At 60.5% G+C, this 15,596-nt stretch carries 13 protein-coding genes; 4 read left to right on the top strand and 9 right to left on the bottom strand.

The window, feature by feature from the left end; genetic code table 11:
- The first annotated feature begins 27 nt into the window (after positions 1 to 27).
- Positions 28 to 1,347 carry an MptA/MptB family glycosyltransferase gene (locus IEW18_RS09450; RefSeq protein ID WP_188557589.1) on the top strand — a complete coding sequence of 440 codons (1,320 nt, stop codon included), beginning with the start codon at positions 28 to 30 and terminating at the stop codon, positions 1,345 to 1,347.
- Here the strand turns inward: IEW18_RS09450 and IEW18_RS09445 are convergent.
- The 8 genes from IEW18_RS09445 to IEW18_RS09410 form a co-directional block, all read right to left on the bottom strand.
- Positions 1,322 to 2,278, bottom strand: a complete 957-nt coding sequence (locus tag IEW18_RS09445; protein ID WP_188557588.1) for a hypothetical protein — start codon at positions 2,276 to 2,278, stop codon at positions 1,322 to 1,324. The genes IEW18_RS09450 and IEW18_RS09445 overlap by 26 nt on opposite strands.
- Positions 2,279 to 2,306: 28 nt before the next feature.
- Positions 2,307 to 2,963: a TIGR04282 family arsenosugar biosynthesis glycosyltransferase gene (locus tag IEW18_RS09440; protein WP_229728668.1), complete on the bottom strand. Its 657-nt coding sequence runs from the start codon at positions 2,961 to 2,963 to the stop codon at positions 2,307 to 2,309.
- Complete coding sequence (locus IEW18_RS09435; RefSeq protein ID WP_188557587.1) at positions 2,956 to 3,504, bottom strand: rhodanese-like domain-containing protein; 549 nt, start codon at positions 3,502 to 3,504, stop codon at positions 2,956 to 2,958. Before IEW18_RS09435 ends, IEW18_RS09440 begins: the two co-directional genes overlap by 8 nt.
- A 111-nt stretch (positions 3,505 to 3,615) precedes the next feature.
- Positions 3,616 to 4,662, bottom strand: a complete 1,047-nt coding sequence (gene arsS / locus IEW18_RS09430; RefSeq protein WP_188557715.1) for an arsenosugar biosynthesis radical SAM (seleno)protein ArsS — start codon at positions 4,660 to 4,662, stop codon at positions 3,616 to 3,618.
- A 73-nt stretch (positions 4,663 to 4,735) separates the two neighbouring features.
- Complete coding sequence (locus IEW18_RS09425; protein WP_188557586.1) at positions 4,736 to 5,068, bottom strand: arsenosugar biosynthesis-associated peroxidase-like protein; 333 nt, start codon at positions 5,066 to 5,068, stop codon at positions 4,736 to 4,738.
- 98 nt (positions 5,069 to 5,166) lie between these two features.
- Complete coding sequence (locus IEW18_RS09420; RefSeq protein ID WP_188557585.1) at positions 5,167 to 5,718, bottom strand: heme NO-binding domain-containing protein; 552 nt, start codon at positions 5,716 to 5,718, stop codon at positions 5,167 to 5,169.
- Positions 5,719 to 5,840: 122 nt separating this feature from the next.
- Positions 5,841 to 6,743, bottom strand: a complete 903-nt coding sequence (locus IEW18_RS09415; protein ID WP_188557584.1) for an anti-sigma factor — start codon at positions 6,741 to 6,743, stop codon at positions 5,841 to 5,843.
- Between the two features lie 2 nt (positions 6,744 to 6,745).
- Complete coding sequence (locus tag IEW18_RS09410; protein ID WP_229728667.1) at positions 6,746 to 7,303, bottom strand: RNA polymerase sigma factor; 558 nt, start codon at positions 7,301 to 7,303, stop codon at positions 6,746 to 6,748.
- A gap of 247 nt (positions 7,304 to 7,550) precedes the next feature.
- On the opposite strand from IEW18_RS09410, the gene IEW18_RS09405 reads away from it, so the two are divergent.
- Positions 7,551 to 8,951, top strand: coding sequence for an NAD-dependent succinate-semialdehyde dehydrogenase (locus tag IEW18_RS09405; protein ID WP_188557582.1), 1,401 nt, complete (start codon positions 7,551 to 7,553; stop codon positions 8,949 to 8,951).
- A 159-nt stretch (positions 8,952 to 9,110) separates the two neighbouring features.
- On the opposite strand, the gene IEW18_RS09400 is transcribed toward IEW18_RS09405, so the two are convergent.
- The gene (locus IEW18_RS09400) at positions 9,111 to 9,518 is read right to left on the bottom strand and encodes a ribosomal maturation YjgA family protein (protein WP_188557581.1); all 408 of its coding nucleotides are present in this window, start codon (positions 9,516 to 9,518) and stop codon (positions 9,111 to 9,113) included.
- Positions 9,519 to 9,652: 134 nt separating this feature from the next.
- On the opposite strand from IEW18_RS09400, the gene IEW18_RS09395 reads away from it, so the two are divergent.
- Both IEW18_RS09395 and IEW18_RS09390 read left to right on the top strand, forming a co-directional pair.
- Positions 9,653 to 10,438 (top strand): oxygenase MpaB family protein, encoded by a 786-nt coding sequence (locus IEW18_RS09395; protein WP_188557580.1) that lies wholly within the window; start codon positions 9,653 to 9,655, stop codon positions 10,436 to 10,438.
- 452 nt (positions 10,439 to 10,890) lie between these two features.
- Positions 10,891 to 15,549 (top strand): Ig-like domain-containing protein, encoded by a 4,659-nt coding sequence (locus IEW18_RS09390; RefSeq protein WP_188557579.1) that lies wholly within the window; start codon positions 10,891 to 10,893, stop codon positions 15,547 to 15,549.
- Positions 15,550 to 15,596: the final 47 nt, after the last annotated feature.

Raw genomic sequence — 15,596 nt, 5'->3', positions numbered from 1 at the left:
CGCCAACCTTGCCTCCTGCGCTGTTCTATGAAACCGGCCGTCCGTATTCTACTGCTTGCTGGTAGCGCCGCACTGTACGGAGTGCTGGCCTATGCTACTCCGCGGACGGAGTTTGGGCAGCTGCTGGGGATACTGCTGCTGGCATTTGGGCTATACGGCTGGGCAATGCGGGCGGGGTTACCTCTGCGCCAGGGCCTGGTGGCGGCGCTAGTATTGCGCTTGCTCTGGCTGCCGGCCCTGCCCGCCCTCTCCGACGATTACCACCGCTTTCGGTGGGACGGGCTACTGGTTGCTCAAGGCGTCAACCCGTATCAGTTCCGGCCCGATGAGCTGCTAAAACCCACGGGCCCACTTCCGGCCCAGCTGGCAGCCGAGCTATATCCCCGGCTCAATTCCCCGCATTACTATTCGGTGTACCCGCCGGTGTGTCAGGCAGCATTTGGGGCCGCGGCCCGCTTGTTTCCAACTTCGGCGCTGGGGTTTGTGGTAGTCCTGCGGCTGCTGATTCTGGGGGCGGAACTGGGCACGGCGTTGCTGCTGCTCGCCCTGTTACGGCGGTTCAACTTGCCAGCGCAACAAGCCTTGTGGTACTTGCTCAACCCGCTGGTACTCGTGGAGTTAACGGGCAATCTGCACTTCGAGGCGCTAGTCGTCTGCTTGCTGCTGCTGCTGCTCTGGCTGGCTACCCGTGGCCAAGTGGCGCGGGCAGGCGCGGCCCTGGCCTTGGCCGTCGCTACCAAGCTGCTGCCCCTGCTGGTGCTGCCCCTGCTGGTGCGCCGCCTGGATTGGGGCCAGCTACTGCGCTTTCTATCGGTGCTGGCAATAGGGCTGTTGGTGCTGTTCGCGCCCTTTCTATCCATTGAGTTGTTTCGCAACATCGGGCGCAGCCTCACGCTGTACTTCCGCAACTTTGAGTTTAATGCCAGCGTGTACTACCTGTTGCGGGCCGCCGGCCAGTGGTACAAGGGTTACAACGATATTGCCCGCATTGGGCCGGCGCTGGCGTGCGCTACGGCCGTGGGTAGCCTGCTGCTGGCAGCGCGCGAGCGGCAACCGGCCTGGGCAACACTTCCCCGCGCCCTGCTCCTGCTCCTGACGTTGTACTTTTTGCTGGCCACCACAGTACACCCGTGGTACATCACGCCACTGATAGCCCTGGGCGTGTTCACCCGCCTGCACTATCCCGTGGCGTGGTCGGGGCTGGCGGTGCTTTCCTATTCGGCCTACCGCACTTCCGCCTACACCGAAAACCTATGGGTGGTGGGGCTGGAATACGGGTTGCTGCTGGCGGTGTTGGTTGCGGATGCCCGGCAGGGCCGATTTAGCGCTCAGCCGCAGCGGGCGTAGCAGCGGCCGTATCAGGTGCAGCTGAACCGGCCGCTGCCACGGGCCAGTACACGTAGCGGCGCACTTGCTTGAGCCGGAGCGTGCGGCCGTCCCAGGTACTTTGGCGCAGCAGCACGTTGGGGTACCGTTTACCAAACCAATACACGTTCTGTTTTTGGTTGGTAAGCGCGACCGTCACGCACCAGGCCGGCTCGGGCGTGTCGGCCGTCAGGGCATCTTCCGTGCGAATCTGGGCGTGGTAAAGCACGGGCGGGGGGGCCTGGTTGGTTTGCTGGAGCTCATACACATCAGCTTTGAAGGTAGGCAGGGCTTCAAAGCGCAAGCTGCGCAGGGTGTACGGCAGCGCATCCTCGAACAGCACCACCCGCCGTAGCTGGCGCTGCCCTCCGCCCTGGCCGTCCCAGTACGAATTATAGGTTTGCACGTACTGCATACCGTCGTCGAGGATGGCCTTGAACGTGTTGCCGCACCACTCCTGCGAGGAGGTAGTAAGCTTGTAAAGCTGGGCTGGCTGGTCGCGCCGAAAGAACAGGGAAGTCAGAAAGTGGTAAGGGTACTGCTCCGTAGGAATAGTGCAGAACTGGTTTACTTTCATCACCGGAAACACGTCTTTACGGCGCGTATCGTCGGTTTTAACGTTATACTGCTGGTTGAACTCCTCCTTAACCGTAATGAGCGTGAAGTCGAATCGGCGGGGTTCCCCGTACACTACCCGCTCGGCCTCATAGGTAGCTACCTCGGCCTTGCCATCTTCCCACAACCGATCCATGGCCCACTGCTGGCGCAGGGGGCCGCCCCGCCGGGTCAGGGGGTTCTCGGTAGCGGTGGCCGGAGCCGCGGCCGGCGTCGCCGGTTTGCTACCCGAATCAGTGGAACAAGACAGCAGACCAGCGCTCAGGGCGCCGCCCACTACGAAGGCAACTGTACGCATGGAAGGAAAACAAAAGCTCAGGGGTGCGCTACAGTACGCGCAAACCCTGCTCAAATGTTTTCCCGGTGGTAGCTTCCCAGGCACGCAGGTCAGCCCCGGTATCAATGTCGCTGAGTTCAGAAAGCAGATGAAGCCGCAGCCCCAGTTGCTTCACATCGGCCACGGTAGCGGAACGTACGGTGTCAGTACTCCAGCTTTTCCCCGTGAATAAGCTCGACCATAGCTGCTTCATTCCCAGCAGGTAGTACCCTCCATCGGTGGCGGGCCCGAGTACTACATCGTGGGTGCGCAGGGCATCGAAAGCGTCCGTCAGGTGGGCTGTCGTCAGGCCCGGACAATCCGTCCCGATAATAACCACCGCCGAGGCCTGCCGTTCAAAATCGTGGGCAAAAGCCGCCTGCATTTTCTCCCCCAGGTCGCCGGCCGGCTGGGGAAGCTGCTCATAACCGGTCCACTCGTCAGTCAGGTCAGCAGCCGGGCCAGCTTCGGCCAGCCACACGGTTTTGTGTACCGGCAAGGAAGCCACCACAGCTCGGGTGTGAGCCAGCAGCTGGCGGTATACTTTCAAGGCTGCTTCGGCCCCAATGTCCGCCGCCAAACGCGTTTTCACGCGCCCCAGCTCCGGGTATCGGGCAAAAACAACCAAGCGGTTAAGCGCTGCATCGGCCATGGAATTGTTATTCATACACCGGGTTTCCTTGTTTCAGCCAGGCGCGCCACATCACCGAATAGGGGTGCACGTTGGTTGTCGGTCCGTGTGCGTTTACTAGGCTGTGGCCATCGTTTACCCACTGAAAAATGCCCCCGTACAAATTGCGCACATCCTGAAAGCCCTGCTCCCGCAGCCACGCCCCCACCTGCTCGCTCCGGGCCCCCACGGTGCAGTACACCACGACCGGCTGGGTACGGGACAACTGGCGTAAGTTGGTGTCACGGAAATGGTCGAAATCTACGAAGCGGGCCCCTTTTAAGTGACTTACTCGGTATTCAGCCGGGGTGCGAGTGTCCAGCAGCACAACCGACGCGGGGTTGCGCTGTAGACTAGCGGCCAGGGCCGCGGGCTGCACCAAGGGCACCGTCTGTTTATACAGTAGCCGCAGCATATGGTCGTAAGCCGTCATAGTGGAGGCTGGCGCGGGGGCGGAAGTAGCAGATTTGGGCTGTTGCCCGCAAGCCGTTAGAGCGGCGGCCAGAAGTCCCGCAAGCAGGCTGGAGCCTCGTTTCATGTATGTTTCAGTATGCCTAGGTTGAAGCGTAATCATGTTACCCCACTACCATTCTGGCAAGTAACAACTACTGGCTGACGGGCAGCCTTTGCCGGCTACCTGTGCTACTGTTCAAGCAGTTGTGCCGCCACAGCTGGAACCGGCCCCGGCAGTGCAGCCGTAGCAATGCTGGTTGATGACGATGGCCCGCGCGTTGAGTTGGGCCTCATCGAAGTCCCGGATGTGCTGTACCGGGCTGGCTACCGTCAGGTCCAGCATCTGGTTGAAGTCGCAGTCGTAAAGCTGCCCATCCCAGCCAATACTAAGCGTAGATCGGCACATGACGTTAGCCGCGGCCACCGGGTTGTAAGCCGCCACTAGCTTTTCCATGTAGCCCTCGTAGTTGCCGCTTTCCAGCAAATACTCCAGGAAGCGGCTCACGGGTAGATTGGTAATGGTGAGCAGGTTGTTGAACACGATGCCGTACTCCCGCCCGAGGCGCTGCTTGAACTCCCGCTCCAGCCCGGCTTGGCTGCCCGGCATAAAAGCTCCGGAAGGATTATATACCAGGTCCAGGCTCAGACCCGAGCCTTCCTGCCCGTAGCCCACGGCATTGAGCATTCTCAGGGCCCGGATAGAGCGTTCGAACACGCCTTCCCCGCGCTGAGCATCGGTACGGCCCGCTGAAAAGTGGGGCAATGACGACACCACCCGCACCCGGTGGCGGGCAAAGAACTCGGGCAGGTCGTGGTACTTCTTATTGGCCACGATTATGGTCAGGTTGCAGCGCACAATGATTTCCCGCCCCAAGGCCGAAATCTGCTCCACCAGCCACCGGAAGTCTGGGTTCATCTCCGGAGCGCCGCCGGTCAGGTCCACCGTAGCAATGCTGGTGCGGGCCAGGGCATCGAGGCAGAGCTGCATGGTGGCCCGGGTCATGATTTCAGTGCGGTCGGGTCCGGCATCTACGTGGCAGTGCTTGCACACCTGGTTGCACATCTTGCCCACATTTATCTGCATGATGCTCAGGCCGGTAGGCAGCAAGGGCAGTAAGCCGCTCTGTTGCAGCTTGTGGGCGAACGGCGGCAGATGCGCACCTTCCGCCTCCGCCTGGGTCAGCACGTTGAGTTGGTAGGCCGTATCCGCTAGGGGAGCGTGCCGGGCCAGCAGGGACTTGATCATGCGCTATGAACTCCTAAGCTAACAGGGTAGTTCGCCGCTTCAGCAAGCAGCAAACCCCATTGGCAGCTGACTACATGCTTAACTCCTTGGCTTTGTTCATCATCTGCACGCCGTGCACCAGTGCAGCCCCGCCTTTAATGGCAGCTGCCACATGTACGGCCTCCATCATCTGGGCCTCGTCGGCGCCTTTCTGCAGGGAGTCGGAAGTGTAGGCATCAATACAGTACGGGCACTGCACGGCGTGGGCGACGGCCAGGGCAATCAGGGATTTTTCCCGTTCGGTCAGGGCCCCGTCTTTAAATACCTCGGCGTAGTAGGCAAAAAATTTGTTGCCCATTTCCGGCTGCCACTCCGTAATATTACCAAACTTGGCCAAGTCCGCAGGATTGTAATACGTGCTCATAATTAGGTTTTTATCTTTTGCTGAATGAATTAAGAATTAAGCTGATTCCGGCCAGCTGAGGCGGGCTGTTCCGCTGGCACTAGCTAGTAAGCGCTCAACTAGGCGGTAGGTTTTATGCGCCGCACCCGGATGCGTACTTCCTCCCCGTTTTCGTTGGTAGTAGGCTCTACTTTAATGACGTCAGCTTCATCGAAGTACTTGGCCAGCCCGCGCACAATGCCCACGGCCAAAGCCCCCATCCGCCGCTTCGACACATAGTCGATAAACAGCTCATCGGGGCCAATGCGGGTAACGTTGAGCACGGGCGGTGCATTCTCGGCGTGCTCACTACGCACCTGCCGGTGCATGGTGTTCTCGGTATGCTCAATCATGTCGAGCGTGTTCCAGCCGGGCTGTAACAGGCGCTGGTACATGTACATAAGGTCGGGCACCAAATACTCACCGAACTTCTCGTGCAGCTCATCGGCCGACAGCCCGGTCATCTCGGCAGCCTGCCCAACTAGCCGGTACATGTGCTCATCGGGGTACACATGTTTGTGGTCGAAATCGGTAGCAGTAAGCCCCGAATTTTCTAGCAGCTGAATCCAGGTACTGTGGTCGTACTGGGTCTGAACGTAGCGCTTCAGAAGCGTAAATATGGTTCCGTGCACGGGGTTGGTGGCTGGGGTTGGAATCGGAAGATAACCGAAAACCAGTTATCCGCCAGCCAAAGAACAGAATAAGGAGCAGGCCGCTTGCGCCGCCTGCTCCCTATTGCACTGGTGTGTTACCGCTACAGGTTCCCGATTACAGTCATGGTGCTCAGCGTGGGCGAAGCTACCCCACCTGCGTCCTCTACCGTCATGGCAAAGGCCTGGGCGCTGGCTATGTCCTTCATCTGCTGGATACTGTCGCCGCTGGCCGTAGCGCTGGCTAGTACCCCGGCGTCAACGGGCTTGCCGTTGTCGAGGGCCCAGAGCTGGTACTGCTTACCAGTAGGCGGTGCTGGCAAGTTGCGGACATCCACGTACACGGCTTTGGTCTGCGGGTTGTAGTACACGCGAGCCAGAGCGTCCGGAGCTTTGGGCGTACCCTTCAGATCCACGGTGCGGAAGGCTTGGTTGCGCAGTACGGAAAGCTGTTGGTCTCGCTCGTTCAGGGCTGCTTTCTGAGTGGCTGCGTAGCGCGACTGTTCGGTTTGAGCTACCTCTAGGTTGGCTTCAGTTTCACGCAGCCGACTATATAAGAGGAAATTACCTAGGGCACTCAGCACCAACAGGGCTACCGAAGCCGCAATCAGCCACCGCGTACGGCTGCCATTAGCGGTTTCTACGGGCATTTGCCGCACTACGGCTTCCCCGGCGGGGGTAGCAGCAGGCGCCGCCGCTACAGGTGCCGAAGCGACCATGCGGGGCTGGGTGGAGCCGTCGTCGGTAGACGGACGGCTGGTGTTTTGTTCTGGGGCCTGAATGGCTTGCTGCCAGCCGGTCAGTACCCGTTCCCGCATATCAGGGGGCGGGGTAAGGGCGTGGGCTTCAGCGTAGGCATCCAAGCTCGCAATAACTGTTTTCAACTCCCGGTTTATTTCCGGGTGCTGCCGTGCGATGCGCTCTACTTCGGCGCGCTCGACCTCGTTGAGTACGCCCAGGGCGTATTCCTCAAGGATACCAGATTCGATATATTCCTGGATATTCACGATTACCGAATCAATTTAGAAAGTACTTTGATGGCCGCCCGGGCGCGGGTTTTAACCGTACCGAGCGGGAGGTTGAGTTCTTCTGCCACTTCGCTTTGCGTAAATCCGCCGAAATAAAGCAGGTCCACGATTTGCCGCTGCTCCGGATTCAGCTGGCGCGTCATTTCCTGCAAGCCAATGTGCTCAGGCCGGAACGAGGGTTCGGCGGCCTGGCGCAGCGCTGCACTTTCTTCGATTGGCTGCGTACGACTACCTACGCGGTACTGTCGGGAGCGGATTTTGTCGATGGCTAAATTTCGGCACACATTCATTACCCACGTAAACAAACGCCCTTTTTCGGCGTCGTAGGAAGGAAAGGAGTGCCAGATTTTGACCATGGCTTCCTGCAAAACGTCCTCCGCAATTTCTTCTTTCTTGACGATGCGCATAATCACACCGAACAGGGCTGCGGAGTACTTGTCGTAGAAGATGGTCATGGCCCCTTCGTCCCGGTCGCGCAGGCGTTGCACGAGCAGAACTTCAGTTTCGAGGGCAGCTGACTCAGGAGTAGGAACAGACACGGGCAGCAACTAATGGAAACAGGGTGGCGTAGCAATGCCAGCCCTGCAGATGAAACGAAAGTACTGGATAAACTTACATTTCGACACGTAGGCACCCAAAAAGTGCAAACCACGCACCTGAACATCTTGCTACGGTCCTTGTACGGTCGAAGTTACCACTGCCGAGGTTAACCAAGGAGCCAGTTTACTTGTTCATTCCTTCTTTACGCCCCGGTCTCCTATAGGCCTGTTTTCATTCTGTATTCTCATGGCTATTGAATCTTTCAACCCTCACACGGGTCGCGTAGAGCGTCGGTTCCGGGCATTCAGCTGGGTTAAAACCGAGCGTATTCTGGCCCAAGCTCACCGGGCCTTTGGCGAGTGGCGCACTACCTCATTCGCGCACCGGGCCGGCCTGATGCGCCGGGCCGCCGAGCTGCTGCGGGAGCGGCAAGATGAGTTGGCCCGCCTGATGGCCCTGGAAATGGGCAAGCCCGTCGTGGATGGCCGCGCCGAAGTGCAAAAGTGCGCCCTCACCTGTGACTACTACGCCCAGCACGCCGAGCACTTCCTGGCCGACGAGGAAATCAAGACGGAGGCCCAGCGTAGCTTTATTTCCCACGAGCCCATTGGGGTAGTGCTGGCCGTGATGCCCTGGAACTTTCCGTTCTGGCAGGTAGTGCGCTTTGCCGCCCCGGCTCTGATGGCGGGCAACGTGGGCCTGCTCAAGCACGCCTCTAACGTGCCACAGTGCGCCCTGGCCCTGGAGCAGATTTTTCACGATGCCGGCTTTCCTCCCGCCACCTTTCGTGCCCTGCTCATTGGCTCCGATTTGGTAAGCCAGCTCATTGAGGACGACCGGGTGAAAGCCGTGACGCTCACCGGCTCGGAGCCGGCCGGGGCGCAGGTGGCTGCCACGGCCGGCCGCCAAATCAAGAAAACGGTGCTGGAACTGGGCGGCTCCGATGCCTTTATTGTGCTGGCCGACGCCGACGTGGAGCTAGCCGCCAAAACCGCCGCCCAGGCCCGTATGATTAACGCCGGCCAGAGCTGCATTGCCGCCAAGCGCTTTATTATAGAGAAGCCCGTGCTCAAGGAGTTTGTGGCCAAGATGAAAGCGCACCTGCTGGCCTTCCGCCCCGGCGACCCGCTCGACGAGGCCACCCAGTACGGCCCCCTGGCCCGCCCTGACCTGGCCGACGAGTTGACCCAGCAGGTAGAGGACTCAGTGCGGCAGGGTGCCAAGGTGGAGTTGTTCGGGGGCCAGAGCAAGCCCGGCACGGCCCTGTTCCGGCCCGTTATTCTGACCCGCGTGAAGCCCGGCCAGCGCGCCTACGAGGAAGAGTTTTTTGGTCCCGTGGCCATTATCCTGGAAGCTAAAGATGCCGACGACGCCATTCGCCTCGCCAACGACTCCCGTTTCGGCCTGGGCGGCTCCATCTGGACTCGCGACGCCAGTCGCGGCGAGCAATTGGCGCGGCGCGTGGAGGCCGGCGCAGTATTCGTGAACAGCATGGTGAAATCGTCGCCGGAAATGCCGTTCGGAGGCGTCAAGAAATCGGGCTACGGGCGGGAGCTTTCCCACCTGGGCATCCGGGAGTTTGTCAATCAGAAGTCTATCTGGGTAGCCAAGGAAACCAAGCCAGAAGCACAGAAGAAAGTTGAGTAGTTAGCTATTTGGGAGTTAAAGCAAGCGGTAAACTTCCCTTTAGTGTACCTGCTTGGTCGCTTCTGGGTAAGGCGGGTTGAATAGCTTGAACAGGCATCTCTGCTCTCAGCAGTAGACTACTCTGAAAGGCCGTCCAGCCGCCATAGAGCATTTTCGCAATTACGCCTGACCAACTGCACTCGACTTTCTACCCTGCCAAACCCGCTCCAACCCTACCCCTGCCAGTACCCCCAGCGTGTAGCAAAGCAAGTCGCTCCAAAGAAAGCCCTGGCCCAGCACGAGGCTGCCGGGCCAGGTGTGACGCAGGGCATCCAGCCAGGGCGCGTGGTAGAGCTGGCTGAATTCGGTGCCAAAAGCAAAGCTCAGGGCCACGGCGCCAACCCGGCCGCTACCCCAGCGCGGCCAGCCCAAGCCAACCAGCCAAAACACCAGCAAAGCCCACAGCGCGTCGCCGGCGTAAGTCCCTACCCAGGCTGGCCATAGCGGCGCAAACCGGCGGGAAGCCACACCCAGGGCTATAGTTAGCAGGCTTAGCCCCCCGTACCACATTCTGTTTCTATTCACCATACAGCATTCATCAAAGGCAACAGGAAACCAAAATTAGTGTTTACTTTGTATTTCAAAGTAATTTGTAATAAGACTATAACGAAGCGGGCACCAGGGCCGGCGCTTGGGCGTTTCATCTTGGAAATAGAAAAAACATGGAGTATTTCGTAGCGCAAGACTCGGTGGTGCGCGCCATTTGGGGCAAGGCCGACACGGTGCTGTTCATTTTTGCGGGAGCGGCGGCCGAGTTTGCCGTCAATAAGGCCGTCGACTGGCTGTACTTTACGGGCCGCCTGCCCGCCGACCCATTGGGCCGGCTGTTTTCCACCGTGGAGTATGCCCGCCAGATAGTGTTTGCCGAGCGCCACGGAGCCGAGCGGGCCATTGACACCATTGCCGCCATTCACGCCGCCGTGGAAGCCAAGCGGGGTCAGCGCATTCCGGCCTGGGCTTACCGCGACGTGCTTTACATGCTTATCGACTACTCCATCCGGGCCTATGAACTGCTGGAACGGCCCTTATCTGAGGCGGAAAAAGCCGAGGTATGTGCCGTGTTCTGCCGGGTAGGGCAGCGCATGGGCATTCCTGATTTGCCAGCTACTTACTCGGCCTGGCTCCTAGATCGGGAGCATCATGTGGCGCAGGACTTGGCGCACAGCCCTTTTACCACCAACCTGTATGCCCAATACCGCAAGCACCTGGGGCCCCTGCGGTACCAGTTGCTGCTGCAGGGGCAGGCATTGGTAGTACCTGCCCCGGTTCGGGCGCTGTTGGGGCTGGGCCGGCGCTCCTGGTTGCAGCCCGTAGTGCCCATTTACCGCCGCACCCAGCACCTGGCCTTAAGCAAATGGGTGAAAACTAGCCTACTGCCAGCCGCCTACCGGGCCCAGATCAACGCCCTGGACCAGGAGCCGGCTGTGGCGCGGCCCCTGGCAGCGTAAGCCCGGGCCGCTACCGCAAGAGTAGCAAAGCAACTGGCACTCGTCTTAGCCACAGCGGGTAAAAAATCCGGGCCGAAGCATTTGTTTTTTAAGCGCCCAAAGCTGGCGCGAAGTACCTGTCATCGGAGCCAACGCGGCCCGGATGGCAGGTATTTTTGCTTGTGTTGTAGGCGTATTGGCTTGTAGACAAAGCCGGGAATTGGGGCATGCAGGCCAGAAACGGGGCTTGGAAATAGCCGCCAAAGGGAAATACATTAGCACTATTCGCGGCCCTGGTTGAATTATTCTCCAGGCAAAAATTACTCGGTTCCGCCGCTCACGAGCGGGCAGCCTACTGCTCCGGCCACAGATGACTTCTTCGCTACCCCTGCCCGCAGCTGCTTGAACTACAGCCCGTTGCTGCTGGCCTCCGCGCTTGCTCCAACCTTTTTTGTCCTCCAAACCCCACCGTTATGAAAAGAACTTTCTACCAGTATGTCCATCGAGTCCGTGCGCGGGGCTTGGCCTTGATTGGCGGACTCTGCTTAATAACCCAGCTACCCGCCCAGGCCCAGCAGCAGCTCGTGTGGGAGGAGAACTTCAATGGCACCACCATCAACCCCGCTACCTGGACCTTTGACCAGGGCGACGGGTGCGCCCAGGGGGTATGCGGCTGGGGCAATAGTGAGCTGGAAACCTACACCAACCGCCCCGAAAACGCCCGCGTGGAAGGCGGCAACCTTATCATTGAGGCCCGGCGCGAAAACTACCAGGGCAAGTCCTTTACCTCGGCCCGCCTGAAAACCCTGGGCCGCGTGCAGTTCAAATACGGTACGCTGGAAGCCCGCATCAAGGTACCCAACCTGCAAAACGGGCTGTGGCCGGCCTTCTGGATGCTGGGCGCCACCGGCACCTGGCCGGCCAGCGGCGAGGTCGACATTATGGAAATGGGCTCGGCCGCCGCCATTCAGGCCGGGCTCACCAACCGCCGCCTGGGCGGGGCTACCCACTGGGAAAACGCCGGCACTCACGCCGCCTACGACACCCACTACGACAGCCCCACCGACCTCACGGCCGACTACCACGTGTACCGCATGAGCTGGGACAGTCAGCTTATCCGCATGTTTATTGATGGCACCGAGTACTACGCCATCGACATATCCAAGGCCGCAGCCGCTGATTTAGAGGAGTTTCACCAGGCCCAGTACATTTTGCTGAACCTGGCCGTGGGCGGGCAGTACACCGGCATTTACGACCCAAATGCCATTACGGCGCCCCTGCCGGGCCAGATGCTGGTCGACTACATCCGCCTCTACCAGAGCCCCGGCGACGAACTCTACCTGGGCACCAACAACAGCATTGCCGGCGACTTCGGCATTTACACCGAAAACCCGGCCATACCCAACCGGCTCCGCTACGGGCAGGACGCCAACCTCTACCTCTGGAACAACCTCACCAACCTTGCCGGCGCTACGCCTTTCGAGGGCCAGGAAGTGCTGGCTCTGCGCGCCAACGCGGGCAGCTGGTTTGGCTTCGGGGTTGATAATCAGGTGAAAAACCTGGCCGCTTTTGCCAATGGCTCCCTCAAGTTTCAGTTTAAGACTACCTACGCCGGACAATTCAAGTTCGGGATGAAGTCGGGGGCCGGGGAAAGCTGGGTTGATTTTCCGGCCGGCAGCAGCAAGTACGGACTGGTGCGCGACGGGCAGTGGCACGAAGTGGTGCTGCCCCTGTCGGCCTTCAATAACGGCGACCTGGCCGCAGTGACGCAGACGTTTATGTTTGCCGGCGACGCGGCCAGCTCCCAGGCCGATTTTTACTTCGACCACATCTACTACAGCGGCGGCGTGGCCGCCAACCCCGCCCCCACCGTCAGCCTGACTTCGCCCGCCCCCGAGGCCCTGATTACCACTCCGGCCACCCTCACCCTCACGGCCAACGCCGCCGATGCCAACGGCTCGGTTACGAAAGTGGAGTTTTACAGCGGATTTACTCTCGTTGGCACGGCCACTACGGCGCCCTATAGCGCCACCTGGCCAAGCGTAGCACCAGGCACCTACACGCTCACGGCCAAGGCGACGGATAACGAAGGGGTAGTGACTACCTCGGCCCCGGTTACCGTGTTTGTGGCCGCGCCAAATAACGCAGACCCGGCCGTCAGCCTCACTGCTCCCACGGCCACGACCAGCTTCACCACGCCCGCTACCATCACGCTGGAAGCCAATGCCACCGATGCTGATGGCAGCGTGTACAAGGTAGAGTTCTATAACGGCACCACCCTGCTGGGCACCGATTTCACCAGCCCGCACACCTACACCTGGAGCGGGGTAGCCGCCGGCACCTACTCGCTCACGGCCAAGGTAACCGACAACGGCAAGCGCACGACCACCTCGGCAGCGGTGAGCATCACGGTCCGCAGCAACGTGATGGCGGGCCCGAACTTCGGGGTGTACACGGATAACGCCCAGATGACAGACAAGCTAGCGCTGGGTCAGGATGCGAATCTGTATATCTGGAACAACCTCAGCCCCCTTGCCTCCCCTACCCCTTTTGAGGGCCCGAACGTGCTGGCTTTGCGCGCCAGCGCCGGCAACTGGTTTGGCTTCGGTATTGCCAATGACATCAAGAACCTGGCGGCATTCAAGGGGGGAGCCCTGAAGTTTCAGTTCAAGACTACCTACGGCGGGCAGTTCAAGTTCGGGGTCAAAACTGGCGGGGCCGAAGGCTGGGTTGATTTCCCGGCCGGCGCCACCCAATTTGGTCTGCAGCGCGACGGGCAGTGGCACGAGGTAAGTATTCCGCTGCAGGCGTTCGGCAACCTCGACTGGGCTACCCTGGAGCAGGCCCTGATGTTTGCCGGCGACGCCCCGGCCGCTCCGGCGGATTTCTACTTCGATAACGTGTACTACAACACCCAGCCAGTGGTAGTAGCCCCGGTCACCTATTGCGGCACCGCCGCCAGCGGCGACTATAGTTACGCCGTAACCACTACCGGCACCAGTGTAAACTTCACGTTTCACCCCCTGGGAAGCGTAGCGGGCGGTAACCTGGCTATCCTGTACGTAAACGGCCCGGGCTACAGCATGACCAAGAACGCGGCTGGTGACTTCACCTACACCCTGCCCAACCAAACGGCCGGTCAGGCCTTAAGCTTCTACTTTACCTACGCCGTGCCCGGCGCCGGCGAGCGAAATTCCGCTGCTACGCCCCACAGCTACACCGTGGGCACTCCCTGTGGCAGCACGCCGGCTCCTGCCGCACCCACCGTTAGCCTGACTTCGCCGGCCGCTTCGGCCAGCTTTACGGCCCCGGCTACCATTACCCTCACGGCCACGGCGGCCGATACGGATGGTACCATTACCAAGGTAGAGTTTTACCAGGGCACTACCCTGCTAGGCACCAGCACCGCCAGCCCCTACAGCTTTACCTGGACTGGCGCAGCGGCCGGCTCATACTCACTGACTGCCAAAGCCTTCGACAATGCGGGCCTTTCCGCTGCCTCCGCAGCCGTGGCCGTAACGGTAACGGGCGGCTCTGCTCCGGGCGGCAATATGGGCTATTGCGGTACGGCCGCCAACGGCGACTACAGCTGGCAAGCCGTCACGACGGGTAGCAGCGTGGCCTTTACTTTCCATCCGCTGGGGGCTACGGCGGGGGGTAACCTGGCTATTGTATACGTGAATGGCCCGGGCTATATGATGAGCAAAAATTCAGCGGGCGACTTTACCTACACGGTTCCGAACCAGACCAATGGCACTGTCCTGAACGTGTACTTCACTTACCAGGTAGGCCCCGGCGGGCCGGAGCGCAACTCGGCCGCTACTCCACACGCGTACACCGTAGGGGCCAGCTGCGGCGCGGCACCCGTTAACGCGGCGCCCACCGTGGCCTTAACTTCGCCTACGGCTACCAGCTTCCCAGCGCCGGCCACTATTACCCTCACAGCTTCGGCCTCGGACTCGGATGGCACCATCAGCAAAGTAGAGTTCTACCAGGGCACTACCCTGCTCGGCTCCGATGCTACGGCTCCGTACAGCTTCACCTGGGGCAACGTGCCGGTGGGCGCTTACTCGCTCACGGCCAAGGCGTTTGACGATAAAAACTTGTCAACCACTTCGACTGCCGTGCTCATTACCGTTGCGGTTCCGGATGCCGATAACGACGGCTACCCCGCCGACCAGGACTGCGACGACAACAATGCCGCCGTGCACCCGGGCCTCGTATTCTACGCCGATGCCGACGGCGACGGCTTCGGCAATGCGGCCGCTCCTCCGGTAACGGCCTGCGCTACTCCCGCCGGCTACACCTTGCGGGCCGGCGACTGCAACGACCAGGATGCCGCCATTAACCCCGCCGCTCAGGACGCGTGCGGCCAGGACCGCAACTGCGACGGTAAGCTGGACTTGCCCGCCCAGGTGGCTCCCACTGTTGCCGTGCAGCCTACCTCTACTGTGCAAACCGGCGGCCCGGCCACAACTATCTATTTGGGCTACGGCGCGCAGAACGTGCAACTGACCGCTAGCGCGGCCGCGGCGACAAGCTACACCTGGAGCCCAGCCACGGGCCTGAGCGCCAGCACCGGAGCCAGCGTAGTAGTTACGCCCACCGCCGCTGGTAGCTACACCTACACGGTAACGGCCCGGAACGCAGCCGGCTGCACCGCTGAGGCCACGGTGACCATCACCGTAATCGATGCTCGCGGGGTTAAGCATTCCGACAAAGTACGGGTGTGCCACCAGGGGCAGGTGCTGGAAATCAGTGCCCCTGCGGTGGCGGCTCACCTAAGCCACGGCGACAAGCTCGGAAGCTGCTCCACGGTGGCTGCCCGGCCCGCGGCGGCCGCCACGGCTGGCAACGCCTCAGCCCTGACCACCACCGCCCTGGCTCTTTTCCCGAACCCCGCCCAAAACCGGGTGAGCCTAGAAGTAGCGCTGGCGCAGGATGCTACCTATTCGCTGGCCATCTACGATTTGAAAGGCACGCTGGTCAAAACCATCAGCAGCGGCCAAGCCGCAGCAGGCCAGCGGCTTTCTCTGGAGTGGAATGCAACTGATTACGCGCAGGGCGTGTACCTGGTGCGCCTGACGACGGAGAAGGAGGTCATCAGCAAACGCCTGATAATTCAGCACTAATTGACTACAAACTTAGCTTTCAACACAAAGCCCCAGCCAAACGGTTG

It is taken from the genome of Hymenobacter glacieicola (assembly GCF_014640315.1).
GTDB lineage: Bacteria > Bacteroidota > Bacteroidia > Cytophagales > Hymenobacteraceae > Hymenobacter > Hymenobacter glacieicola.
The sequence above is the reverse complement of the archived record's forward strand: the minus strand, read 5'-3'. Positions and strand labels throughout refer to the sequence as shown.

Coding starts and splice junctions, on each gene's coding strand:
- IEW18_RS09435 (WP_188557587.1), bottom strand. CDS start 3,504: ATGAAACGAGGCTCCAGCCTGCTTGCGGGACTTCTGGCCGCCGCTCTA.
- IEW18_RS09395 (WP_188557580.1), top strand. CDS start 9,653: ATGGAGTATTTCGTAGCGCAAGACTCGGTGGTGCGCGCCATTTGGGGC.
- IEW18_RS09450 (WP_188557589.1), top strand. CDS start 28: ATGAAACCGGCCGTCCGTATTCTACTGCTTGCTGGTAGCGCCGCACTG.
- IEW18_RS09440 (WP_229728668.1), bottom strand. CDS start 2,963: ATGAATAACAATTCCATGGCCGATGCAGCGCTTAACCGCTTGGTTGTT.
- IEW18_RS09405 (WP_188557582.1), top strand. CDS start 7,551: ATGGCTATTGAATCTTTCAACCCTCACACGGGTCGCGTAGAGCGTCGG.
- IEW18_RS09445 (WP_188557588.1), bottom strand. CDS start 2,278: ATGCGTACAGTTGCCTTCGTAGTGGGCGGCGCCCTGAGCGCTGGTCTG.
- IEW18_RS09390 (WP_188557579.1), top strand. CDS start 10,891: ATGAAAAGAACTTTCTACCAGTATGTCCATCGAGTCCGTGCGCGGGGC.
- IEW18_RS09400 (WP_188557581.1), bottom strand. CDS start 9,518: ATGGTGAATAGAAACAGAATGTGGTACGGGGGGCTAAGCCTGCTAACT.
- IEW18_RS09425 (WP_188557586.1), bottom strand. CDS start 5,068: ATGAGCACGTATTACAATCCTGCGGACTTGGCCAAGTTTGGTAATATT.